At 75.5% G+C, this 23,726-nt stretch carries 22 protein-coding genes; 11 read left to right on the top strand and 11 right to left on the bottom strand.

Going from position 1 to position 23,726, the window contains the following annotated elements; translation table 11 throughout:
- Positions 1-54: 54 nt before the first annotated feature.
- The 9 genes from FJR00_RS01165 (at position 55) to FJR00_RS01125 (ending at position 8,786) form a co-directional block, all read left to right on the top strand.
- A complete protein-coding gene (locus tag FJR00_RS01165) occupies positions 55-396 on the top strand; it encodes a DUF2200 domain-containing protein (RefSeq protein ID WP_141337082.1) in 342 nt (113 codons plus the stop codon).
- Between the two features lie 28 nt (positions 397-424).
- A complete protein-coding gene (locus FJR00_RS01160) occupies positions 425-1,672 on the top strand; it encodes a 3-hydroxyacyl-CoA dehydrogenase NAD-binding domain-containing protein (protein WP_141337081.1) in 1,248 nt (415 codons plus the stop codon).
- Positions 1,669-2,145, top strand: coding sequence for a hydroxyphenylacetyl-CoA thioesterase PaaI (gene paaI, locus FJR00_RS01155; protein ID WP_238330230.1), 477 nt, complete (start codon positions 1,669-1,671; stop codon positions 2,143-2,145). Before FJR00_RS01160 ends, paaI begins: the two co-directional genes overlap by 4 nt.
- A 74-nt stretch (positions 2,146-2,219) precedes the next feature.
- A complete protein-coding gene (locus tag FJR00_RS01150) occupies positions 2,220-3,152 on the top strand; it encodes an MSMEG_6728 family protein (protein ID WP_141337080.1) in 933 nt (310 codons plus the stop codon).
- Positions 3,149-3,817 (top strand): DUF2238 domain-containing protein, encoded by a 669-nt coding sequence (locus FJR00_RS01145; RefSeq protein WP_141337079.1) that lies wholly within the window; start codon positions 3,149-3,151, stop codon positions 3,815-3,817. The genes FJR00_RS01150 and FJR00_RS01145 overlap by 4 nt, the downstream gene beginning before the upstream one ends.
- A 39-nt stretch (positions 3,818-3,856) precedes the next feature.
- Positions 3,857-5,560, top strand: coding sequence for a phenylacetic acid degradation protein PaaN (gene paaN / locus FJR00_RS01140; RefSeq protein WP_141337078.1), 1,704 nt, complete (start codon positions 3,857-3,859; stop codon positions 5,558-5,560).
- Between the two features lie 20 nt (positions 5,561-5,580).
- Entirely contained in the window at positions 5,581-6,462 is an 882-nt protein-coding gene (locus tag FJR00_RS16110; RefSeq protein WP_238330229.1) for an NUDIX hydrolase, read from the top strand.
- A gap of 58 nt (positions 6,463-6,520) precedes the next feature.
- Entirely contained in the window at positions 6,521-8,254 is a 1,734-nt protein-coding gene (locus tag FJR00_RS01130) for a VWA domain-containing protein (protein ID WP_141337077.1), read from the top strand.
- Between the two features lie 16 nt (positions 8,255-8,270).
- Positions 8,271-8,786: an ASCH domain-containing protein gene (locus FJR00_RS01125; protein WP_141337076.1), complete on the top strand. Its 516-nt coding sequence runs from the start codon at positions 8,271-8,273 to the stop codon at positions 8,784-8,786.
- A 510-nt stretch (positions 8,787-9,296) separates the two neighbouring features.
- Here FJR00_RS01125 and deoD read toward each other — a convergent pair.
- Complete coding sequence (gene deoD, locus FJR00_RS01115) at positions 9,297-10,019, bottom strand: purine-nucleoside phosphorylase (protein WP_141337075.1); 723 nt, start codon at positions 10,017-10,019, stop codon at positions 9,297-9,299.
- Positions 10,020-10,082: 63 nt separating this feature from the next.
- Between deoD and FJR00_RS01110 the strand changes: the two genes are divergently transcribed.
- A complete protein-coding gene (locus FJR00_RS01110; protein WP_141337074.1) occupies positions 10,083-13,205 on the top strand; it encodes a glycosyltransferase family A protein in 3,123 nt (1,040 codons plus the stop codon).
- A 10-nt stretch (positions 13,206-13,215) separates the two neighbouring features.
- Here the strand turns inward: FJR00_RS01110 and FJR00_RS01105 are convergent, their stop codons facing one another.
- The 6 genes from FJR00_RS01105 to FJR00_RS01075 are packed head-to-tail and all read right to left on the bottom strand — an operon-like array spanning position 13,216 to position 19,799.
- A complete protein-coding gene (locus tag FJR00_RS01105; RefSeq protein ID WP_238330228.1) occupies positions 13,216-14,493 on the bottom strand; it encodes a PQQ-dependent sugar dehydrogenase in 1,278 nt (425 codons plus the stop codon).
- 10 nt (positions 14,494-14,503) lie between these two features.
- On the bottom strand, positions 14,504-15,706 hold the full coding sequence (locus FJR00_RS01100) for a glycosyltransferase (RefSeq protein WP_141337073.1): 1,203 nt from the start codon (positions 15,704-15,706) through the stop codon (positions 14,504-14,506).
- A gap of 8 nt (positions 15,707-15,714) precedes the next feature.
- On the bottom strand, positions 15,715-16,278 hold the full coding sequence (locus FJR00_RS16105; RefSeq protein WP_238330227.1) for a VOC family protein: 564 nt from the start codon (positions 16,276-16,278) through the stop codon (positions 15,715-15,717).
- A complete protein-coding gene (locus FJR00_RS01085) occupies positions 16,275-17,168 on the bottom strand; it encodes a mechanosensitive ion channel family protein (RefSeq protein WP_238330226.1) in 894 nt (297 codons plus the stop codon). Before FJR00_RS01085 ends, FJR00_RS16105 begins: the two co-directional genes overlap by 4 nt.
- Positions 17,165-18,502 carry a DUF2254 domain-containing protein gene (locus tag FJR00_RS01080; protein WP_181409432.1) on the bottom strand — a complete coding sequence of 446 codons (1,338 nt, stop codon included), beginning with the start codon at positions 18,500-18,502 and terminating at the stop codon, positions 17,165-17,167. The genes FJR00_RS01085 and FJR00_RS01080 overlap by 4 nt, the downstream gene beginning before the upstream one ends.
- A gap of 34 nt (positions 18,503-18,536) precedes the next feature.
- Positions 18,537-19,799 (bottom strand): glucose-1-phosphate adenylyltransferase family protein, encoded by a 1,263-nt coding sequence (locus FJR00_RS01075; RefSeq protein ID WP_141337071.1) that lies wholly within the window; start codon positions 19,797-19,799, stop codon positions 18,537-18,539.
- A gap of 38 nt (positions 19,800-19,837) precedes the next feature.
- Between FJR00_RS01075 and FJR00_RS01070 the strand changes: the two genes are divergently transcribed.
- Positions 19,838-20,518, top strand: coding sequence for an alpha/beta fold hydrolase (locus FJR00_RS01070; protein WP_141337070.1), 681 nt, complete (start codon positions 19,838-19,840; stop codon positions 20,516-20,518).
- Here FJR00_RS01070 and FJR00_RS01065 read toward each other — a convergent pair.
- From FJR00_RS01065 to FJR00_RS01050, 4 genes are read right to left on the bottom strand one after another with little or no spacing between them, the layout of a single operon-like run.
- On the bottom strand, positions 20,457-21,284 hold the full coding sequence (locus FJR00_RS01065) for a crotonase/enoyl-CoA hydratase family protein (protein ID WP_141337069.1): 828 nt from the start codon (positions 21,282-21,284) through the stop codon (positions 20,457-20,459). The genes FJR00_RS01070 and FJR00_RS01065 overlap by 62 nt on opposite strands.
- 50 nt (positions 21,285-21,334) lie before the next feature.
- Positions 21,335-22,231 (bottom strand): patatin-like phospholipase family protein, encoded by an 897-nt coding sequence (locus tag FJR00_RS01060; RefSeq protein WP_075958141.1) that lies wholly within the window; start codon positions 22,229-22,231, stop codon positions 21,335-21,337.
- Positions 22,232-22,267: 36 nt separating this feature from the next.
- Positions 22,268-22,510: a thioredoxin family protein gene (locus FJR00_RS01055; protein ID WP_075958140.1), complete on the bottom strand. Its 243-nt coding sequence runs from the start codon at positions 22,508-22,510 to the stop codon at positions 22,268-22,270.
- 32 nt (positions 22,511-22,542) lie between these two features.
- The gene (locus FJR00_RS01050; RefSeq protein WP_141337068.1) at positions 22,543-23,589 is read right to left on the bottom strand and encodes a permease; all 1,047 of its coding nucleotides are present in this window, start codon (positions 23,587-23,589) and stop codon (positions 22,543-22,545) included.
- Positions 23,590-23,726 lie beyond the last annotated feature (137 nt).

The raw sequence follows: 23,726 nt of genomic DNA, 5'->3' as shown, positions 1-23,726 counted from the left end.
GCGGCTCAGGGCAGGGTATGCCGTGCGGCCCCGGGCCCGCACTACGCTCGGTGGATGCACCGGATCTTCACCACCAGCTTCGCCTCCGTCTACCCGCACTACGTCGCCAAGGTGGAGCGCAAGGGCCGCACGAAGGCCGAGCTGGACCAGGTCGTCGAGTGGCTGACCGGGTTCGACGAGGCGGCCCTCCAGCGCCACCTGGACGCCGGCACCACGTTCGAGGACTTCTTCGCCGCCGCCGAGCTCAACCCGCGGGTGGACCAGGTCACCGGGGTCGTCTGCGGCGTCCGGGTGGAGGACGTCGAGGACCCCCTCATGCAGAAGATCCGCTACCTGGACAAGCTCGTCGACGAGCTGGCCCGGGGCAAGGCGATGGAGAAGGTGCTGCGCGGCTGAGGCCCGGGCGGCGTGCCACAGTGGGCGCATGACGACGTCGCACCACGAGGACCACCCCCTGCTCGCCGACCCCGCCCGGACCCCGGTGGCCGTTCTCGGTGCCGGCGCCATGGGGGCCGGCATCGCCCAGGTCGCCGCTGCGGCCGGGCACCCCGTGCACCTCGTCGACGCCCAGGAGGGAGCCGCCGCGAAGGCCGTCGACCGCATCCGTGACGGCCTGGCCCGGCAGGTGGCCAAGGGCCGCACCGGGCAGGGGGACGTCGACGCGCTGCTGGGGCAGATCACCCCGCTGACCACCTCCGACATGACGACCGTCCCGGCGGTCGCCCTCGTCGTCGAGGCCGTCGTCGAGCACCTCGACGTCAAGCGCGTCATCTTCCGCCAGCTCGAGCAGTCCCAGTCGCCGGGCACGGTGCTGGCCACCAACACCTCCAGCCTGTCGATCGACGCCATCGTCCGCGAGGCCACCACCGGCCACGACGCCGCCCTGCACGGCGGCCGGTCGCCCGCGCTGCAGCACCCCGGGCGGGTGCTGGGGCTGCACTTCTTCAACCCCCCGCCGGTCATGCGCCTCGTCGAGGTGGTCCGTGGCGTGCGGTCCGACCCCGCGGTGCTCCAGGCCGCCGCCGAGCTGGTGCGGCGTTGGGGCAAGACCCCGGTGCTGTGCGCCTCGACCCCCGGGTTCATCGTCAACCGGGTCGCCCGGCCGTTCTACGGGGAGGCCCAGCGGATGGTGGAGGAGGGGCTGGTCGACGCGGCCACCGTCGACCTGGCCCTGCGGCGGGCCGGCTTCCGGATGGGGCCGATGGAGCTGACCGACCTCATCGGCCAGGACGTCAACCTCGCCGTCGGGGAGTCCGTGTGGCACCAGACGGACGAGGACCCCCGCTACGCACCCACCGACTACCAGCGCGCCCTCGTGCGGGACGGCCGTCTGGGCCGCAAGACCGGCCGCGGCGTGTTCACCTACGAGGACGGCCGGGCCGTGGACGCCGACCCCGACGAGGAGCTGGCCGGCCGGCTCGTCGGCGGGCCCGTGGTCACCGACCCCGTCGCCCGGACGCTGGCGATGCTCGTCAACGAGGGGGTCGACCTGGTCCACCGCGGGGAGGCCTCGGCCGAGGACGTCGACACCGCCATGCGGCTGGGCACCAACTACCCGAAGGGGCCCTTCGGCTGGCTGGCCGAGCTGGGCGCGGACCGGGTCCGGGAGACCCTCGCCGAGCTCGACCTGGTCTACCCGGGCGGCCGCTACCGGCCGAGCGAGGCCCTGTGAGCACCGGCGCACCCGGGGAGACCCCCGGCACCGACCCCTCGGCCCCGCCCGACCTGGCCCACGTCCGGCGGATGTGGGCCCAGGACCGGGCCTCGGCCCACCTGGGCATCGAGCTGCTGGACGTCGGGGTGGAGGTGCGCGACGGCATACCCCTGGGCCGTGCCCGGGCGCGGATGCGGATCAGGGAGACCATGGTCAACGGGCACGACATCGCCCACGGCGGCTACGTCTTCGCCCTGGCCGACTCGACCTTCGCCCTCGCCTGCAACGCGACCGGCAGGCCCACGGTCGCGGCCGGTTGCGACATCACCTACGTGGCCGCGGGGCGCCTCGAGGACGTCCTCGTCGCGGAGGCTCGGGAACGGGTCACCTACGGCCGCAGCGGGATCACCGACGTCACGGTGGTCCGGCAGTCCGACGGTGCGGTGCTGGCGGAGTTCCGCGGGCGCAGCCGGGTGATGGCCGGCGGCTGACGGGCACGCGGTCCCGCCCGCCCCGGGCCGCCACCGGGGTGACGCCCGGTGGCCCCGTCCAGCAGGATGGTCCGGTGCAGACCTTCCTGCCCGACCCGGGCTTCGACGAGAGCGCCCGGCTGCTCGACGACGCCCGGCTGGGCAAGCAGCGGGTGGAGACCCTGCAGGTCCTGCGCGCCCTGGAGCTGCCGGACTACGGCTGGGTCAACCACCCCGCCGTGCGGATGTGGCGCGGACGCACCCCCGCCCTGGTCGCCTACGGCCTGGCGATGGTGCGGCAGTGGCGCGACCGCGGGCACGCCGACGGGACGGCCCCGGCGATCGCGGAGTTCGCCCCCGGGGTCGTCGACGTCCCCCAGCAGGAGCTGGCCGCCGCCGGCCTCCTGCCGTCCTGGCTGGGCGACGCGGAGCTGCACCGCTCGCACCGATCCAACCTGCTGGCCAAGGACCCCGACCACTACCGGCCGCTGCTGACCGCGCGCTACGGCCCGGAGCCGGACGACCTGCCCTACGTCTGGCCCGGGCCCGACGACGTCCCGGTGCCGCCCGGACCGGCGGGGACGCGGGTCTGGGTCGTGCGGCCGCCCACGGAGACGGAGGTCGGGGTATGCCTGGGGGCCGGCGTCATGGGCCTGGGCACCCGGTCCGGGGTTGACGTGCCCGCCGCCGGCCTGGGCCCGGAGGAGCTGCGGGCGCTCTCCCGGGAGCGCACGGGCCGGCGGCCCGCCAAGGACCTGCGCCAGCTGTCCACGCTCCTCGACGAGGTCCGGCCGGGCGATCTCGTGGGCCTGCCCGTGCAGGACGGCGCCGGGCTGCTCCTGGGGGAGGTCGCCGGGGACTACGTCTTCGTCCCCCACGGGCCCCTGCCCCACCGCCGCCCGGTGCGCTGGGGCCACGTCGTCCCCCGGTCCGCCGCCCGACGGCCCGCCACGCTGCAGGACCCGCGGGCGCTCTTCGCCGTCGTGCTCGACCCCGCGGCCGCCCGGCCCGGCACCGGGTCGCCGTGACCACCCGGCCGGGCGACCCTCCCGCGGGCCCCGTCCCGCCACGTCCCGGCGGGAGGATCGCCGACCTCGTGGTCCCCTTCGTCGTCGGACTGGTCGGGACCGCCGCGCTCCTCGGGCTGGGCATCGCTACGGGCCAGCCCAACTGGCAGGTCTACCTGGCCGTCCTCGTCCTGGGCGCGGGCGCGGTCGCGCTCCTGCACCGCCGCGCCGGGCTGAGCGCACCCACGGTCTGGGGCCTGCTCCTCTTCGGCCTCGGCCACCTGGCCGGGGGGATGGTCCCGGTCGGGACCGGAACGCTCTACCAGTGGTGGCTGGTCCAGGACGTGGTCCGCTACGACAACCTGCAGCACGCGGTCGGGTTCGGCGTGGTCGGCCGGGCCACGTGGGAGGCGCTGGGACGACGTCTGGCCCCGGTCCCCGGCGCCCGGGCGGCGGCGGCCTGGTGGGTCGTGGTGCTCGGCGCCGGCGCGTTCGGGGCGCTGAACGAGGTGGTCGAGTGGGTGCTCACCCTGACGCTGGAGAGCACCCGGGTCGGCGGCTACGACAACACGGCCAGGGACCTGCTCGCCAACCTCGTCGGCGGCGTCCTCGTGGGCGGGGCCACCGCCTGGGAGGTGCGCCGCGGGGAGCGGGTGGCGGGCCGCCCGCCGGGCGCGGCGGGATGACCGGGCCGGCACCCGGCATCGGTCGTTAGGCTGACGGGCATGTCTGAGACCGCGACGACGCACCCGCTCCTGGAGCAGCACCGGGACACCCTCGAGGAGGCCGCCCGGGCCCTCCGGGAGCGCAGCTACTACAGCCGCTACCCCGAGTCTCCCAGCCCGCGCGTCTACGGCGAGACCGCGCCGCAGGACGGCCAGGACGCCCACGAGCGCAGCCTCAACGCCAGCTACTCGGCCCTGGCCGACCAGCCCTCCACCGGTCGGGAGGTCGGCAGCGAGGTCAGCCCCTACGGCCCGACGCTAGGCGTGCGCTACCCCGAGCTCGACGTCGACGCCGCCATGGACGCCGCGCTCGCCGCGATGCCCGCCTGGCGCGACGCGGGCGCCGAGGTCCGCGCCGCCGTCTGCACCGAGATCGTCGACCGGATCAACGCCCGGTCCCACCAGATGGCCCACGCCGTCATGCACACCAGCGGCCAGCCGTTCGTCATGAGCTTCCAGGCCGGCGGTCCGCACGCCCAGGACCGGGCGCTCGAGGCCGTCGTGGCCGCCCTGGAGGAGCAGAGCCGCATCCCTGCCTCCGTGGTCTGGGAGAAGCCCGCCAAGGGCGGGCCGATCCGGATGCAGAAGGACTACCGGGTCGTGCCCCGGGGGGTGGCGCTGGTCATCGGCTGCAACACCTTCCCCACCTGGAACGCCTACCCGGGCATCTTCGCCAGCCTGGCCACCGGCAACCCGGTCGTCGTCAAGCCCCACCCCCGTGCCGTCCTCCCGCTGGCGCTCACCGTCGCCACCGCCCGCGAGGTGCTGCTCGAGGCCGGCTTCGACCCGGCCCTGGTCCAGCTGGCCGCCGAGGACGACGGCGGCACCCTGGCCAAGGACCTGGCCCTGCACCCGGCGGTGAAGATCATCGACTACACCGGCGGGCCCGGGTTCGGCGCGTGGCTGGAGGCCGAGGCCGGCAAGGCGGGCAAGCTGGTCTACACCGAGAAGGCCGGCCTCAACTCCGTCGTCGTCGACTCCACCGACGACCTCAAGGGCCTGCTGGGCAACCTGGCGTTCTCTTTCTCGCTCTACTCGGGCCAGATGTGCACCGCCCCGCAGAACGTCTACGTGCCGGCCACCGGGGTCGACACCGACGAGGGCCACCTGGGCGCCGACGAGTTCGGGCAGCACCTGGCGGAGGCTCTCTCGCGGTTCACCGCCGACGACGCCCGTGCGGTGGAGATCCTCGGCGCCACCGTCAACGACGACGTCCGCGGCCGGGCGACCGACGTGCCGGCCCTGGCCGAGCGGCTCGGTGGCGAGGTGCTCCTCGACTCCCGGGCCGTGACCCACCCGCACTATCCCGACGCCGTCGTGCGCACGCCCGCCCTCGTGGCCACCGACGCGGGCAACGAGGTCGCCTACACCCAGGAGTGCTTCGGGCCGGTCGCCTTCCTCGTGCGGACCGCCGACACGACCGAGTCGCTGCGACGCTTCGCCGAGACCGTGCGCGAGCACGGGGGGATGACCGCCTCCGTCTACTCCACCGACGAGCAGGTGCTCGAGGACGCCCGGGAGGCGGCGGTCGAGGCGGGGGTCGCGCTCTCGGAGAACCTCACCGGGCAGATCTTCGTCAACCAGACGGCCGCGTTCAGCGACCTGCACGGCACCGGGGCCAACCCGGCCGCCAACGCCGCCTACGCGGACACGGCGTTCGTGGCCAACCGGTTCCGGGTCATCACCAGCCGGCGGCACGTCTGAGCACGGACCACGGGCCGGGTATGCCGCCGCTCCCCGGCGAGGGCCCGGGCGCCGGGCGCGACGGCCGCGACGAGCCCGTCCTGCCCGGGAACGTCCGCCGCCGGACCGTCGCCCCCGGCGTGGTCGAGCTGGTCGGTCTGTCCCACCTGCCGGCCGACCCGACGGACGCCGTCGACCTCGTCGTCGGGCTGGTGGAGCGGTCGTTCGGCGACGGGCACCACCGCGTCGAGGCTCAGGTGGACGTGGACGACCACGGGACCCGGCGCGTCCTCCAGCGGGCCGGGCTGCGGCCCGAGGGCGTCGCCCGCGGCCGGGCCGCGGCCGCCGACGGACCACCCGGCGACGTCCTCCGGCTCGGCCGGCTGCGGGACGACCCGTCCCCCGGGACCCCCGCCGGGTTCCTGGGGATGCTGAACGCCACCCTGCCCACCAAGCGGCTCATCGTGCAGGGGCTCGTCCGGGACGACCAGGGCCGGGTGCTGCTGTGCGAGCTGACCTACAAGCGCGACTGGGACCTCGTCGGCGGCGTGGCCGAGCCGGCCGAGACACCGGTGGCCAGCCTCGAGCGGGAGGTCTGCGAGGAGCTGGGCGTCGACCTGCCGGTCGGCGACCTGCTCGCGGTCGACTGGCTCCCGCCCTACAAGCAGTGGGCCGACGCCCTCCTGCTCGTCTTCGACCTGGGGGTCCACCCCGACCTGCTGGACCGGGCGGTGCTGCAGCGCACCGAGCTGCGCTCCGTCCACTGGTGCACCCTCGCCGAGGCGGCCGACCACGTCGCCCCCTACGTCGCCCGGCTGCTGACCTCCCTGGCCGAGGCCGAGGCCGAGGTCGGGGGGACGGCGGGCGGCGCGGGCCCCCTCTTCCTCGAGGACGGGCTCCCCCGCCGGACCGCACCGGGCTGAGCCGCCCGCCTCCGGTCCGTGCTGACGGCGTCCACGGACGGGCTGCTACCTTTCGCTCGTGGCCAAGCACAGCCGTCCGCCGGAGGACAACGACCGCAGGGGGATCCTGTGGGCCCTGCTCGCCCTGCTCGGCGTCGTGCTGGTGGCCGGTGCGTTCTGGTTCCTCGGCGGGGACGACGACGACCCGGCCGCCGACGCGCCCGACCCCGCCCCGACGACCGCCGAGCCGGCCCCGTCCGACGACGCCGCCGTCACCAGCGACCCCCCGCCGGCCGCCGCCCCCGAGAGCTGCGACCCGGTGACCGTGTGGTCGGCACCGGAGCTGCTGCCCGCCGTCACCGCCGCCGCGGACCGGGCGGCCGACGACTGCTTCACCTACGACGTCCAGGAGCGGGAGACCGCCACCTCCCAGGCGGAGGTCCGCGGTGAGGACGCCCCCGACGTCTGGCTCCCCAGCTCGGTGGCCTGGGCCCAGCTGGCCGCCCGGGACGGGGTGGACCTCCAGGTCGGCCCCACGGTCGCCAGCAGCCCGGTCCTGCTCACCGGTGCGCCCGGCACGGTCGCCGGGATGGGTGACCTGGGCCTGACCCCGGACAGCAGCTTCGCCGAGCTGGCGCAGGTCTACCAGGAGCAGGCGGCCACCGGGGACGCGCAGCTGACGATGCGCCTGGGGGACCCCCGCAACGACCCGGCCACCATGGCCCTGCTCGCCGCCACCTCCGAGGAGCTGGGGTCGCTGGACGAGCCGGGCGGCCCCGGCCGCAGCCTGCTCGTCGTGCTCGCCCAGACGGCCGCCCAGGGTGACCCGCTGTCGGTGCTGCGGTCCGACGCGGACACGCTGGTCCCGGCCACGGAGCAGCAGATCGGCACCGCTGTGGCCGACGGCCAGGAGCTGCAGGGGGTGCAGCTCGGCGGCGACCTCGGCACCGTCCAGCTGCCGTTCGTGCGCGTCGGCCAGGAGGGGTCTGAAGAGGCCGTCGCGGCCCTCCAGGAGGAGCTGACCTCCGGCGCCGCCGACGGCGACCTGGCGGAGTCGTTCCTGCGCCCCGGGGACGAGGGCGCCGCGCCCGGGGTCCCGGGCGTCCCCGAGCGGGTGCGCACGACGGGCGAGGCCCCCGACGAGCAGCTGACCGCCACGGTCGCCGAGACCTGGTCGGTCATCGCCCCCCAGTCGCGCATCCTGGCCCTCATCGACATCTCCGGGTCGATGGAGGCACCGGTCGACGACGACGCGACCCGCATCGACCTCACCCGCGAGGCGGCGCAGACGGCGCTGTCGGTCATCCCGGAGCGGACGGCGGTGGGCGTGTGGTACTTCGCCACCTCCCTCGACGGCGAGCGTGACCACGTCGAGGCCGCCCCGCTGCGACCGCTCGAGGAGGAGGTCGGGGACGTCACGCACAAGGAGGTCCTCCTGGGGGTCACCGAAGAGCTCGGCGTCGACACCCTGCAGGGCGACACCGGCCTGCACGACTCCCTCTGGGCCGCGTACAGCGCGATGCAGGAGGAGGACGTCGACGACGCGATCAGCTCGGTGCTCATGCTCACCGACGGCATCAACGACGACTCGACGGGCGGACTGTCCGAGGACGAGGTCGTCGAACGGCTGGAGCAGGCCCGGGAGGAGGGCGACCGGCAGGTGACCGTCGTCCTCATCGGTGTGGGGCCCGACGTGGACGCCGACGCGCTGGAGCGGCTGGCCACGGCGGCCGGCGGCGAGTCGCTGGTCATCACCGACCCCCGCGAGCTGCCCCAGGTCTTCGTCGACGTCGTCGCGCGCCGCGCGGCCTGACCCGCCCGGGTCTGCCGTGGCCGAGCAGCACCGCACACCCCCCGGCGCGCCGGACGTCGCCGCCGCGGCCGCGCTCTGGGAGGCGTATGCCGCGGCCTTCCCGGGCGTCGTCGCCGCCTGCCCCGACCACACGGTCGAGCACTTCGGGGACTCCGAGGAGCTCGCTGACGAGCTGCTCGACCTCGTGCTGGCCGGCGGCAAGCGGGCGACCTCGGCGCTGGTCGCCGACTTCCTGGCCGAGGGCGAGCCGCTGCCACGGGTCGGGTCCCACTGGATCGCCTGCGACGGCCGGGGGAGGCCGCGCCTCGTCCTCCGCAGCACCGAGCTGCGGATCGGCACCTTCGGCGGGGTCGACGCGACCTACGCCGCGCAGGAGGGGGAGGGCGATCTGTCGCTGGAGAGCTGGCGGCGGGAGCACCGGCGCTACTGGACGCGCACCTGCGCGGCGCGCGGCGAGCCCTGGTCGGAGGACCAGGAGATCGTGCTCGAGAGGTTCGCCGTGGTGTGGCCGCCCGAGCACGCCGACCCCTGACCACAGCGAGCCCTGACAGGGACGGCAGGACGCTGGCAGGATGCCCGGCATGACCGTCCAGGCCAAGCTGGGCGCGGGCGACCGCGGCGAGGAGCCGACCAGCCCGCTGACCACGCTGCGCCAGTTCTACGTCGCCCCCGGGTTCACCTTCGACCCCGACGTCGAGCAGCGCTACCTGGACGGGATGCTCAAGACCTCCGTCGGTGACGACGTTTACCCCGGCGACCTCACGACGTCGTCGAACTGGCCCGGGGTGGCCCCCGGCACGACCGGGATGAACAACGCGCTGTCGCCGAAGTACCTCGACCAGAGCGGCTTCGCCGACCTCGACCCCGTCCCGCCGGTGCTGTGGGTCCGGGGCGAGCTGGACCAGATCGTCTCGGACACCTCGATGTTCGACCTCGCCCAGCTCGCCCGGCTCGGAGCCGTGCCGGGCTCGCCGCGGACGTGCGCGCCTTCCTCGGCTGAGGCCGCCGCCTGGGCCGCCCGCCCCGACGGCGGGGCCGGGGCTCAGGCCGAGGGCAGCGGGGTGGCCAGCATCGCCTCCAGGGCGATCGTCACCATGTCGCCGAAGGTCTGCTCCCGCTCCGAGGCGCTCGTCTCCTCGCCCGTGACGATGTGGTCGGAGACGGTGCACACCGTCAGCGCCTGCCGCCGGGCCTTGGCCGCCAGCGTGTAGATCTCGGCCGTCTCCATCTCCACGGCCGCGACGCCGTACTCCACGACCTTGGCGGTCAGCTCCGGGCGAGAGTGGTAGAAGCTGTCCGAGCTGAAGACGGTGCCGACGTGGTGGCGCGCCCCGTGCGCCTGCGCCGCGTCGGCCGCCGCCCGCAGCAGCGCGAAGTCGGCCGTCGCGGGGTAGTGGTAGCCCTGGAAGCGCAGCGTGTTCATCGAGCTGTCGGTCGCGGCGGCCATCGCCAGGACCACGTCGCGCACCTGCAGGCGATCGGTGAGCGCCCCGCAGGACCCGACCCGCACCAGCTGCTGGACGCCGTACTCGTCGATCAGCTCGTTGACGTAGATGGAGGCGGACGGCTGCCCCATACCCGTGCCCTGGACCGAGACCCGTTCGCCGCGGAACGTGCCGGTGAACCCGAGCATCCCCCGGACCTCGGAGTAGCACTCGGCGTCGTCGAGGAAGGTCTCGGCGATCCACCGGGCGCGCAGGGGGTCCCCGGGCAGGAGGATGCGGGGGGCGATCTGACCGGGCTGGGCTGCGATGTGCGTGCTCACGGGACCCAGGGTATGCGGCACTAGGCTGACCGGCGACGTCGGGACGCGAGGAGGTGGGCACGGGTGGAGGCGACGAGCGTGCTGTCCGCGCGCCTGCTCCTGGACGGTGGCGACGGCGGGGCCCCGGCCCGGGACCGGGCCGCCAGGCTGCTGGCCGTGGCGCTGCGCGGCCGGCACCCCGCGGGCCTGGAGGCGCTGGCGCTCACCGCCGGCTTCCGGCGGCCGTCCGCCGCCGTGGCCGCCGCCCTGCTCGACGGCGAGCCCCTGCCCGCGGCGACCACGGTGCCGGGGGAGACCCTGCCCTTCACGGTGGCGCTGGCCACCGCGTGGGCGGCCACGGGGGAGACGGGAGGTCTGGCCGCCGCCGTGGAGGTCTTCCGGCAGGTCGTCGGGCGGCACGGGCCGGGTGGGCTGCGCCCCGTCGAGCAGCGGCACTACCTGCAGGCCGCCTACCTCGCCGGGCGGACGGACCTCGTGCACGAGGGTCTGGCCACCCTCGGCGGCCTGACGGCGGACGTGGCCGAGGGGCTGCGGGCCGACCTGCTCAACCCCTACGTGCGGCGGGCGGGAGACGCCGACGGGGCGGGCGCCGGCGGACGCCCGGTCGACGCCGCGGACCACCAGGCCTGGGTGGCGGCGCTCGGCTCCCGGTTCCGGGCGCGCGACCTCCTCGGGCCGCAGGTGGACCCCTCGGGGGCGTGCCTCTTCGACGGCCTGCACCTGGGGCCGGCCCGTTCGGTGGACGGCCCGCTCGTCACCGTCGTCGTGCCCGCCTTCCGCCCCGACGCCGGGCTGCTCACCTCGGTGCGCTCGGTGCTGGCCCAGTCCTACGGCCAGCTCGAGGTGGTGGTCGTCGACGACGCCTCCGGACCCGGCTTCGCCGCGGTGTTCGAGGCCGTCGCCGCCCTCGACGACCGCGTCCGGCTCCTGCGGCAGGACCGCAACGGCGGGGCGTACGTGGCTCGCAACCGTGCCCTGGCCGAGGCCCGGGGAGAGCTGGTGACCACCCAGGACGCCGACGACTGGTCGCACCCTGAGCGGCTGGCCCGGCAGGTCGCGGCCCTGACCGACCATCCGGAGGCCGTCGCCAGCCGGTCGGCCGCCGTCCGTGCCCGGCCGGACCTGACCCGGCAGTGGTTCGGCTACCGCCCGGAGCGGATGAACGCCAGCTCCCTCCTCGTGCGCCGCGAGGTCTTCGACCGGGTGGGACCCTTCGACACCCTGCGCAAGGGGGCGGACTCGGAGTTCGCCGAGCGGCTGCGGCTGGTCGGCCCCGTGCAGGACGTCGTCGCTCCGTTGGCGATCACCCGGCTGGCGGCGGGCTCGCTCTCGCGGGCCGACTTCGCCTGGGGCTGGCACCACCCCGACCGCGTGCTCTTCCGCAACGCCTTCCGCGACTGGCACCGCAGGGTCCGGGCGGGAGAGGCCGCACTTCCCCTCGAGCGGAAGGGTCCCCGTCCGTATGCCGTCCCCCGCCGGTTCCGGGTCGACCGCGACCAGGAGACGGTGCCCGTGGGCGACCCCGTGGACGGGCCGTCGAGGACGGGGGCGACGGGCGGCGCCCCCTCCGCGGCCCCCCTCGTCCTGCTGGCCGACGCGGCCCGGCCCGTCCCGTCCGCGCTCGGCGGTGGTCTGGCGGCCCTCGTCGCCGCCGACGGCGGACTCCCGGCCGTGCTCGTCCGCGAGGACCTCACCCGGGCCGGGGCCGAGCCGGAGCCGTACGACGAGGAGCTCCTCGCCGAGGCGGCCGCCGGCCACGTCGAGCTGCTCACCGACGCCGACGAGGTGGTCGCCGGCACGCTGCTGGTCCTCGACCCCGCGCTTCTCGGCCCACCCGCCCTGCCGCTCCCTGAGCTGCGTGCCGGGGAGGCGTTGGTCGCGGCCGTGCCGCCGTCCGCGGACGAGCCCGTGCGCGACCTCGAGCAGGCGGGGGAGGTCGTCCGCACGCTCACCGGCCGCGCCCCGGTCTGGGTCGCCCGCACGCCGTGGGAGCAGCAGGCCTGGGCGGCCGACGGGTGGCGGCTGCCGCTGCTCGGCGAGGCGTTGGCGGACCGTGGTCACCGGCTGCGACCTCCCGGGACGGGCGGGGGAGCCACCGGGACGGGCGGGGGCGCGCCGCAGGACCTGCACGACCGGCTCGTCGGGGCCCTGGAGCTCGTCGCCGAGATCGAGGAGACGGACGCCGCCCTTCCACGTCGGACGACCGGACGCGAGCTGCTCGTCCGTGACCGGGTGGCCCGGGTGGGTCGGCTCGACCCCCGCGTCGAGCCGATGGTGCCTCCGCCCCTGCGGGGAGCCTGGTCCGAGGAGGACCCCGCGGTCCGGTCGGTGACCGCGCTCGTCGCGGCCGACGTGGTCGTCCTCGGCAAGCTCGACCTGGCCGACCGCGTCAAGCTGCGCGCGGCATACCCCGAGGCCGGGCTGGTCCTGGCGGCCCAGCCGGCCGGGCCGAAGGGGGAGTGCGGGATCTCCCGGTCGGTGCGCGCGCACGAGGTCGTGGCCCGGCACGCCCCCGGCCTGGCGCCCCGGATGGTCTCCCACGGGCGGACCGGGTCCGGAGTGCGCTACCTCGTGGAGGAGCTCGTCGAGGGCCGGCCGTTGGGGTCGGCGCGCGCGCTGGACGCCCGGGCGGCCGAGCTGCTGACCGCCCTCGCCGGTCTGCATGCCGGACACGGGACGCGGCGCACGACCGTGCGGCAGCGGTGGGGCGACCGGATGTCACGGCGGTGGGCGGCCACGGTCGGCGCCGGCATCGTCCCAAACGGGGTCGCCGGACGCGTCGCCGAGCTCTTGGGCCGGGACGCGGACACCCTCCGGGTCTCCTGGTCGCACGGGGACCTGGTGCCCTCCAACGTCTTCGCCGGCCCGGACGGGCTCACGCTGCTCGACTGGGAGCACTCGCAGGAGGCGCCGGTCATGCACGACGCCGCCAAGCTGCACCTCTTCTGCGGCGATCCGGCCGCCCTGCTGGACGTCGTGGCCGAGGTCCTGGGCGTTCCCCGGCAGGACGGCCGCCTCAGCGGTGCCGAGGAGCTGGTGCTGGCGCACGCCCAGCTGGTCGGCCGCTACCCCGAGCGCCGGGACCGCATGCGGGGCCACCCGCGGGCCGAGGTCTACGAGCGGCAGGTCCGTCGGCAGGTGGACCGGCTGGCCCAGGTGGTCGACCGGTGCGACGGGAGCTGGTGAGCGGGTCCGCTCAGCCGCGCGGCGTGACCCGCAGGACGACGTCGTCGCTGCCGTTGGAGGTCGTCACCCACAGCGCGCCGTCGTCGTCCAGCACGACGGACCGCAGGCGGCCGTAGGTGCCCTCGAGCTCCGGCACCCGGGCCTCGTCGACGACCTCCCGCCCGTCGAGGGTCAGCACCGTCATCCCTGACCCCTTGAGCTCGGCGACCGCGAGCGCGCCCTCCCAGGCGCCCCAGGCCTCGCCCTCGAGGAAGGCGGCACCGCTCGTGGCGTGGGTGGGGTCCCCGCTGGACCACACCGCCTCCACGGCGTCCGGGAACCGCTCGAGGTCGGTCATCGGCACACCCTCGTCGTAGCCCGGGCCGGGCGCCCACCCGTAGTTGGCCCCCGGTTCCAGCACGTTGACCTCGTCGTCCACGGCCGGCCCGTGCTCGACCGAGAAGATCTCCCCGGTGCCGGGCTGCCCGGCCAGGCCCTGGACGTTGCGGTGGCCGTAGGTGAGGATGCGCGGGTCGGCGCCGGGCGGTGCCGAGGCGGGGTCGGCCGCTCCGCCGTCGGTCCGCACGTGCAGCACCTTGCCGCCCAGGGAGTCGAGGTCCTGCGGGTTGGCCTCGTCGGCCGCGTCGCCGGTCCCGACGAGGAGGGTGCCGTCGTCCTGCAGGAGCAGCCGGCAGCCGCTGTGCCGCCCGGAGGTCAGGGGTATGCCGTCGACGACCACGTCCTGCAGGGTGGCGGAGGTCAGGTCCTCGGTGAGCGTGTGGGCGGTGACGCGGACGTCCCCCGGCCCGTCGGGCGGGGCCCAGGCGTGGCACAGGTAGACGGTGTCCTCCTCGACCGCCAGGCCCATGAGGCCGGCCTCCCCGGAGGCGAACAGGTGGTCCAGGTCGGTGGCCACCTCCTGGGTCCGGCCGTCCCGGTGGGCCAGCAGCCGCCCGCCCCGCTCGGTGACCAGGACCGTGCCGTCGGGGCGGGGTGCCACGTCCCAGGGGATGGCGAGCCCGTCGAGGACGACCTCGACGTCGAGCTCGGGCGGGACGGCCGGGTCCACGGTGGTCCCGCCGGTGGTCGGGGCGTCCTCCGTCGCGCCACCGCCGGCCGTGCCCGCGTCGTCCGTGTCCGTGGCCGCGTCGCTTCCGCCGCCCGCGGTCGCGTCCTCGGCAGGGCCCGGCGACGCGGATGGGTCGGGGGTCGTCCCGGTGCCGGGGTCCGGCGTGGCCGTCGACGAGCAGCCGGTCACCCCCAGGGCGCCGAGGAGGACCAGGACGGCGGTCGCGCGGACGGGTCGCACGACCCCCACGCTACCGGGAGGTGCGGGCGGCGAGTGCGGCCTCGATCTCGGCGGCCGCACCCCGGACGCCGTCCTCGAGGGCGACGGCCGCGGCCTCGTCCTCCGCCCGCCGCGCGACGCCGGGCTCCCGGGCGGCCGCCAACGCCTGCCGGAACGCCGTCCGGGTGGCGGACGCGGCGGGGACCGGGGCGGATCCGACGCCGATCTCGTGCACCCGGCGCGCGAAGAAGGGCTGGTCCATGGTGAAGGGCACCACGACCTGCGGACGACCGGAACGCAACGCCTGCGCGGTGGTCCCCGCACCCCCGTGGTGCACGACCGCGGCGGTGCGGGGGAAGAGCAGCTCGTGGGCCACGTCGTCGACGACCCGGACGTCGGGCCCGAGCCCGTCCTCGAGGCCGGAGCCGCCCTGGAGCACCACTCTCAGCCCCAGGTCGGCGGCCGCCTCCACGGCGTGCGCCAGCACCGTGCGCACGGCGGGCAGGGTGTGCGACCCCAGGCCGACGAAGACCGGGGCGGGGCCGTCGTCGAGCCAGGCGGCCAGGCCGGGCTCGAGCGCGGTGTCCGCCGGGAGCGGACGGAACGGGTAGCCGACCGCACGGACCTGTCGCCCGGCCACCCTGCGGGGGGTGACCAGCCGGGGGCTGTGCGCCACGAACGCCGGCGCCGTGCCCATGCTCAGCGCGGCGCGGGGGTCCGGGGCGACCAGGCGGACGGCGGTGGGCAGGACCCTCAGGGCGGCCGCGAGGTTGCGCCACGACCGGCCCGGCACGACGGAGAACATGCTGGTGTCGCCCCAGGTGGTCGGCAGCGCCGGGACGAACATCATGAGCACCCGCGGGGCCCGGGGCCAGCCGGCCAGGGCCGGCCACCCGGCCGTCATCGCGGTGAGGACCAGGCCGTCGTAGCGGGGCCGCATCTCCTCCAGCCGTCGCCGGACCGAGGGCGCCAGCAGCTCGGCCAGGCCGCGCAGCATGCGGAGCTGGCCGGCGAGGTCGGTCGGCATGCCGTGGGCCCCCAGCTGGTCGCGGTAGTAGGCCATGGCGTCGACGTCCACCGGCTCGGGCCGCAGACCCGCCGACTGCACCAGACCGACGAACTCGCGGGTGGCGGTCACCCCGACCTCGTGCCCGCGGTCCGCCAGCTCCCGGCCCACCGCGAGGACCGGCTGGTAGTCGCCGCGGCTGCCCGCCGCCAGGAGGGCGATCCGCACCGGGCGGCTCAGTCCTCCGCGTCCGCGACGCAGAACTCGTTGCCGGCGGGGTCGCGCATCACCGTCCAGGCGAACCCGTCGACGTCGTGGTTGCGCACGACCTCGGCGCCCAGCTCCACGAGCCGGGCGACCTCGGTGGTCCGGTCGGTGCCCGCCAGGTCCAGGTGGAGCCGGTTCTTGCCCGCGCTGGGCTGCTCCACCCGCTGGAAGGCCAGGCGGGGCTCCCCGGTCAGCACCACGAAGTCCTCGCTCTCGTGGGCCGTCTCGGCGCCCATGGCCCGTTGCCAGAAGCCGGCCAGCTCGTGGGGGTCCTCGCAGTCGACCGTGACCATGGTGACGGTCAGCGCCGTGAGGCGGTGGCCCTCGGTGCGGGGTCCGTCCTCGTGGCCCTCGTCGCTCTCGGTCTCCTCGACCTCGGCCTCGGCCTCGGTCTCCTCGCCCTCGTCACCGTCGGCCTCGTCCGTGGCCTCCTCGGCCTCGACCTCACCCGCGACCTCCTCGCCGTCAGGCCCCGGGCCATCCTCCTCGCGGGCCTGCTCGATCTCGGTCCTCGTGTCGTGCGGGCTGCTCATGGGTCCTCAGTCTGCCGCAGCGACCCCTCGGCCGCACCCGTCGCACGGTCCTGGTCGCCGCGCAGCAGCCGGGCCAGGCGGGGCCCGGCGTCCACGGTGTAGACGTCCGACCCGGCCTCCACCTCGTGCTCGGCGAAGGCCGCCAGCACCTCCCTGACCACGGCGTGGGTGGCCTCCTTGGTCTCCAGCTGCCGGGCACCGGACCAGAAGCGCAGCTCCAGCTGCACCGTGGCGGTGCCGATGGAGGTGAGGAAGGCCTCGGGACCCGGCTCGTCCAGCACCTGGGGCACCGCCCGCATCGCCTCGACGGCGACGCGGGCGGCCCGGTCGAGGTCGGCGCTGTCGGCGACGTCGACCAGCACCGAGCTGCGCACGCGCTCGAAGCCGGTCTGCACGGTGACCACCTCCGAGTGCAGCGTGCCGTTGGGCACCAGCACCAGACGGCCGTCGAAGGTGCGCACCGACGTGCTGGTCAGGCCCATCTGCACGACGGTGCCGCGGTGCTCGCCCACCGAGATCTGGTCGCCGACGCGGAACCGGTCCCGGGTGAGGATGACGATGCCGGCGAACATGTTGCCCAGCACGGTCTGGAAGGCGATGCCGGCCGCGATCGAGACGACGCCGATGCCCCCGAGCAGGTTGACCGGGCGGATGCTGGGGAAGGTGATGGTGACGGCGGCGCCGACGGCGAGCAGGGTGACCAGCCAGGAGACGAGGCGGCCGAAGACCCGGGACGAGCTCTCGCTGCGGCCGCGCCAGGCCAGCGCGCGCGCCACGAGCAGCCGGACGAGCTGGCCCAGCGCCACGCCGACGACGAGGACCGCCAGCCCGAGGGCCACCCCCACCGGGGTGACCGGCGGCAGCTCCAGCCCCTCCAGCGCCTCGTTCACGTCCCGCTCCCCTCGGCCACGTCCCCGACCAGGTCGCGCGCGGTCCGCAGCCACCGCTCCAGCAGCGGCCGGTGCTCGGGCAGGGCGACCGTGAGGAGGTCCTCGAGCACGGCGACGACCCGCCGCGGCACCTGCAGCGAGTCCTGCCCGTAGTGCAGCGGCTCCGCCAGGGCCAGGTCGACGAGCTGGCCGATCCGCTGCGGCCGGTGCACGAGGCGCACCTGGCCGTCCCGGGTCACCAGGGCCGGCAGCTCGGCGCGCAGGACCAGGAGCCGCAGGATGCGGTGCAGCTCGTCGACCACCTGGACGGCGGTCGTGGGGTCGTTGATGCCCGGGGAGAGCGCGCGCTCGGCGATGTCGACGAGCTTGCGGATCCCGAAGGCGGGGTCCTGGTGGAAGAAGCGGTCCTTCTCCACGACGACCATCGGCCGGAGGCTCTCCAGGTCGTCCTCGTCCAGCTGTCCGGCCCGGACCTCGCGCCACACCTTCACCGCGGGGATCCCCTCGGGCACGAAGTCGCCGACCTGCGGCAGCACCTCGACGACGACGTCGTGCTCCTCGGCCCACGCCACCAGGCGCCGGTGGTCGACCTCCACGACCGAGCCGTGCTCGAGCGCGGGCAGGGTCTGGGCGGTCCTGCCCTGGCCGGGGTCCCAGGTGTTCAGGCCCAGCCGCGACCCCGGGGCGTCCGGCTCGGGGAAGTAGCGGTCGACGACGTCGACGGTGTCCTCGCCCAGGTGGGAGACGATCGAGGAGACCTGGATCGAGTTGGTGATGTGGTGGATGAAGGCCAGGAACATCCCGACGCTGGCCAGCACGAGGAAGAAGCCGAGGGTGACCGAGACCTGCGGGACGAACTGGGCGCTCTCGCCCGACTCGCCCTGGACGGACCGCAGCACCGTGAGGGCGTAGGTGAAGCTCGCGGCGAAGATGCCCAGGGTCACCTGGGTGATCCGGCTGGAGAGGAAGTCGCCGAGCACGCGGGGGCTGTACTGGCTGCTGGCCAGCTGGATGACGACCATCGTGATGGAGAACACCAGGCCGGTCACCGAGATCATCGCCCCGGCGATGTTGCCGAGCATGTCGCGGGCGCCGCTGGGGCCCCCGGGGAAGAAGTAGGGCAGCTGGTCGTCCAGCGTGCGGTCCAGCACCGGCATGAACACCCCGCCCAGGGTGGCCACGACGATGATGACGGTGGGCAGCACCCAGAACGGCCGCCAGACGCGGTCCCAGCGGCTGATCGACCGGGTCTGCGGCAGCGAGCCGAGGTCCTCGCGGTCGGTGTCCCTGGTCCGGGACCCGCGGGGGGCCGGCGATGCGTCGTCGTCGCTCACGGACCCATCCTCGCGCAGAGGGCGGGCCGGGGCCTCACGTGGTGGTCCCCGGCTCCAGCCGGGCGCCGGCGGGCACGTCGTCCCCCGGCGCCACGACCGCGTGCCGGCCCACCAGGGTGATCGCCCCGTCGGTCACCCGCGTGCCCGGCAGCGGCCGACCGACGACCGCGTCCCGGCCGACGCGGGCCCACTCGTCCACGACGCAGGCGCTGACCCGGGCGCCGGCCTCCACGACGGCCCGGCGCATCAGCACGCTGTCCTCCACCACGGCCCCGGCCTCGACGACGACGTCCGGTCCCAGCACGGAGCGGACGACCCGGCCCCTCACGCGGCAGCCCGGGGAGACCATCGCCCCGTCGAGCTCGCCGCCGTCACCCACCCACGCCGGCGCCCCGGCCGGGGTGGGGGAGAGCACCGGCCGGTCGACGTGGTCGAAGACGTCCACCCGTCCGGCCAGCAGGTCGCGGTGCGCCTGCAGGTAGGCCGCCGGTCGTCCGACGTCGCGCCAGTAGCCCTCCAACGGCAGGGCGTGGACCCGGCCGCGCTCCACCAGGGCCGGCAGCAGCAGCTCGCCGAAGTCGCCCAGCCCGGTGTCGTCGGGGTCGCCCCCCGCGGCCGTCTCCCGGTGCAGCCGCTCCAGCTCGGTCAGCAGCACCCGGGGGTCGTAGAGGAAGATCTCGGTCGCGACGGTGGTCGCGTCGGTCGACTCCGGCTTGTAGTCCACCCCCGTCACCCGGCCCTCGGCGTCCGCGTGCACGACCATCTTCTCGGCCGCCTCCTGCACCCCCACCTCCGCGGTCAGCAGCGTGCACTCCGCCCCCACGTCCAGGTGGTGGGCCAGGGCCGGCCGGAGGTCGGCGGAGAAGACGTGGTCGGCCGAGAGCACGACGAGCACGTCCGGGTCGTGCACCCGCACGTCGTCCCGGAGGCGGAACAGACCGTCGGCGTTACCGTGGCTGAACCCGTCGTCGTGGGCCGCCCCGCTGCCCTGCTCGGGGGTGATCCGGCGGAACCCTCCGTGGGTGCGGTCCAGGTCCCACGGCCGCCCGCCGGCCAGGTGCACGTCCAGCGAGCCGGACTGGTACTGCACACTCACCCAGACGTCGGCGATGCCGCTGGCGCGCAGCGCCGACAGGGGGAAGTCGACCAGGGCGTGGGTGCCCCCGAACGGCAGGGCCGGCTTGGCCCGCTCACGGGTCAGGACGTCCATCCGGCTCCCCGCGCCCCCGGCCTGGACGACCGCCAGGACGCCCAGGCCGACCGGCAGAGCGGGAGCGGATCGGGTCGCACTGGACATGAGGGCCAGGGTAGGCGCGCACGGCATACCCTGGCGCGGTGAGCGAGTCCCAGCCCGAGCACCCGACCGAGCCGACCGACCCGGCGACCCCTCTCGTCCTGCTCCACGGCGTGGGTCAGGCACCGATGGCCTGGGAGGACGTGGTCGTGCGGCTCTACGGGTCCCGGCGGCTGCTCACCCCCTGGGTGCCGGGCCTGCGGCCCACCGAGACCCGGCCGGTGCCGGTCGAGGAGGCGTCCGCCCGGCTGGCGCAGGAGCTGGAGCTTGAAGGCCTGACGCGGCTGGACCTGTGCGCCCAGAACTGGGGGGCGATGGTGGCCACCCGGCTCGCCGCGGACCGCCCGGACCTGGTCCGCCGGCTGGTGCTCGTCGGCGGTCAGGTCCGCACCCCCAAGCTGGTCAGCGGCGTGCAGGCCGGGCTCCTGCGGCTGATGCCCGCCTCCCGCCTGGCCGATGCGGGGGTGTCCAAGGAGCGGCTGACGGCGGCGCTGGACGTCGCGCGCCGCGCCGACCTCACCGACGCGCTGCCCCGGGTCCAGGCCCCCACCCTGGTCCTCGTGGGCGGTCGCGACCGCGCTGGTCAGCTGGGCGCGCGGGCGCTCGCCGACGGGATTGCCGGAGCGCGGCTGCGGGTCGTCGAGGGCGCCGGGCCGGCGCTCAACGAGGAGTCGCCTGCGGAGCTGGAGCAGCTGCTGCGGGAGTTCCTCGACCAGCCGTAGAGCCGGGCACGGCGGAACGGTCCATCCGGGCGAGCAGGCCCAGCTGCGCGCGGCGCTCACGGGCGAACACCGCGCGGGCGCGGGTGCCCACCGCCCCGTCGAGGAGGCGCTTGGCGCGGGCCAGCGCCCGCCGGTCGTGCGCGACCATCTGCCCGACCAGCTCGGCCGCGGCGGCGTGCGGGTCCTCGGCGACCCTCGTGACCAGGCCCAGGTCGCCCGCCTCGGCACCGGTGACGGACCGGGCGGTGAGGGTCAGCTCCTTGGCCACGTCCAGCCCCACGAGCTGGGTCAGGGAGCGCACGCCGCTCATGTCCGGTACCAGCCCCCACCGGGCCTCGCGCACCGACCACCGCGCGTCCGGCGTGCTCACCCGCAGGTCGGCCCCCAGCGCCAGCTGCAGCCCCGCGCCCAGGCAGTGCCCGTGGACGACCGCGACGACGGGCACCGGCAGCCGGCGCCACGCCCAGCAGGCCTCCTGGAAGGTGTTGGTGCCCCGCCACGGCCGCGGGAGGAGCCGCCCGGCGATGCCGACCGGGTCCCGCAGGGCCCCGCCCAGGTCGAGACCGGCGCAGAAGGCCTCGCCCTCCCCGGAGAGGACCACCGCGCGCACCGAGGGGTCGCGGCGCAGCCGGTGCGCGGTGGCGACCAGGCCGTCCAGCATCGGCAGGGTCAGGGCGTTGAGCTTGTCGGGCCGGGCGAGCCGGACGGCGGCGACCCCGTCCTCGACGGTGCAGGCCAGGTGCTCGGGGACGGTGCGCGACGGCATACCCCGAGCATGCCAGGAGCCGGCTCGTCCCCGGCGCGGGGGCGCGGCCGTCAGCCGACGCCCAGGAACTCCCGGATCGCGGGCAGCTCGCGCCGGGCCTGCGCCAGCCCGGCCTCGTGGCTGGCCCGCAGGCGGGCCACGTCGCGGGTCCCGTTGCCCACCGGCATGGCCTCGGGCACGAACAGGTATGCCGTGCCGGCCCGCTCCAGCTCCCACAGCTCCTCCCGCACGGCGTTGTACACCTCGTGCCGGCGGGCGAGCGCCTCGCCGACGGCGGGGAACCGGCGGAAGTGCCGGCGCAGGTAGCGCAGTCCGGCCCGGGCCGGCGGCGGCTTGACGTAGTCGCGCTGCTGGGTGAGCACGACGAGGAACCGCTCGTGGCCGTCGGCCCGGGCGGCGTCGAGCGGGATGCCGCCGGAGGGGCCGAGAGCGCCGTCGACGAAGACCTCCCCGTCGATCGTCACGGGCGGCATGACCACCGGCATCGTCGAGGAGGCCCGCACGCGGACCATGAGGTCGCCGATCGTGGCCAGGTCCGCCCGCCCCCAGTGGACGACCTCGCCGCGGGTGGCGTTGAACCCGCTGACGCGGACCCGCGCCGGGTTCGCGCTGAACGTGTCCCAGTCGAAGGGCAGCGCCTGCCCGGGCAGCCCGGTCTCCTCGTAGATGTACCGCGCGTTGAACAGCCCCTGGCCGCGGACGAACGTGCGCCAGTCACCGAAGCGGGGGTCGGTGACGAAGTCGGTGAAGCTGTGCCGGGCCCGCCAGGGGTCGCGGGAGACGTAGTTGGCGGTGTTGCTCGCCCCGGCCGAGACGCCGCCCACCCAGTCCAGGTGCAGCCCGGCCTCGAGCAGCGCCACGAGCAGGCCGGAGGTGTAGGACGCCCGCATGCCACCGCCCTCGAAGACGAGGGCGGTGCCGGTCACGGTGGAGGAGAGCTGCTCCATACCCCCAGGGTATGGGGGTCGGCCGGCCTCCCCGGTTCAGGCCGGACGGGCCGAGAGCAGCTCGACGAGGTGGTCGGTCGTCGGCACGCTGCCGCTGTGGACCACCTCGTCGTCGACGACGAGACCGGGGGTGCGCAGCACGCCGTAGGCGGCGATCTGGCCGTAGTCGGTGACCTTCTCCACCTCCGCCTCCAGCCCCAGCCGGGACAGCGCCTCGCGGGTGCGCTCCTCCAGCCGGTGGCAGTTGCGGCACCCGGGCCCCAGCACCTTGACGATCATCTGCGCCTCCTCGCGCGTCGGTGCCGGCCGGGTCAGCCGGCGAGGTTGAAGACGAGGCCGAGGGCCATGATGCCCAGGGCCACGGAGCCGAAGTAGAGGGCCAGCAGCGGGGGCCGCATGACGCGGCGCAGCATGATGGCCATCGGGATCGACAGCGCGATCGAGCTCATCATGAAGGCCATGACGGTGCCCAGGCCCATCCCCTTGGCCCACAGGGCCTCGCCCACGGGGACGACGCCCGCGCCGTTGACGTAGAGGGGGACGCCCGCCAGCGTGGCCACGGCAACCGCCAGCGGGTTCTGCGGGCCGGCCCAGCGGGCGAAGAAGTCGGTGGGGACCCAGCCGTGGATGGCCGCGCCGACGCCCACGCCGACGAGGACCCAGACCCACACGTCGCGGAAGATGTCGCGGCTCTCGCCCAGGGCGGCCTCGACCCGCTCGGCCAGGGTCGGCCGGTGGCCGCCGGCCCGCAGGGCGGCGACCCGGCTGGTGCGGACCACGTCCTCGACCCACCGGTCAAGGCGGAACCGGGAGAAGACCCACCCGATCGCCATCGCCAGGGTGCCGCCGGCCAGGACGTAGGCGACGGCGACGTCCCAGCCGAACTGGTCGCCGATCATGATCGCGGCGATCTCGCTGACGAGCGGGGAGGCGACGAGGAAGGTGAGGGTGATCGACAGGGGGATCCCGGCCGCGACGAACCCGATGAAGAGCGGGATCGAGCTGCACGAGCAGAACGGGGTCACCACCCCCAGGACGACGGCGAGGAACAGACCGAGCCCCAGGCCGCGGCCCTCCAGGTAGGCCCGGGCCCGGTCCAGGTCGAGCGAGGCCCGCAGCAGGCCGACGACGAACATCAGGCCCAGCAGGAGCAGGAAGATCTTGACGGTGTCGTAGAGGAAGAAGTGGACCGAGGAGACCAGCCGCTCGCCGAGGTCCAGGCCCAGCCACCCCACCGCCGCGTCCCAGAACCACTCGTTGAGCGCGTAGAGGCCGGCCCAGCCGAGGGCGCCGAGGCCGAGGCGGAGCAGGAGCCCGCGGTCGGTCCCGGGAGGGGCGGTCGGCGCGTGCGTGGTCATCGCGCCCCCGCCCGGGAGGGGAGGGCGTCGACGGTGCGGGCCACCATCGGTTCGACCACTCCTGAAGTCTACTACCCCAGGTCGTATGCAGCCGGGTGCCGCCCGTGCCCCCAGAACGTCGTCGCGTGGTCCGTCAC

Origin of the sequence: Ornithinimicrobium kibberense (genome assembly GCF_006519705.1) — a bacterium.
GTDB lineage: Bacteria > Actinomycetota > Actinomycetes > Actinomycetales > Dermatophilaceae > Ornithinicoccus > Ornithinicoccus kibberensis.
This window is presented reverse-complemented; position numbering and strand designations above follow the sequence as displayed.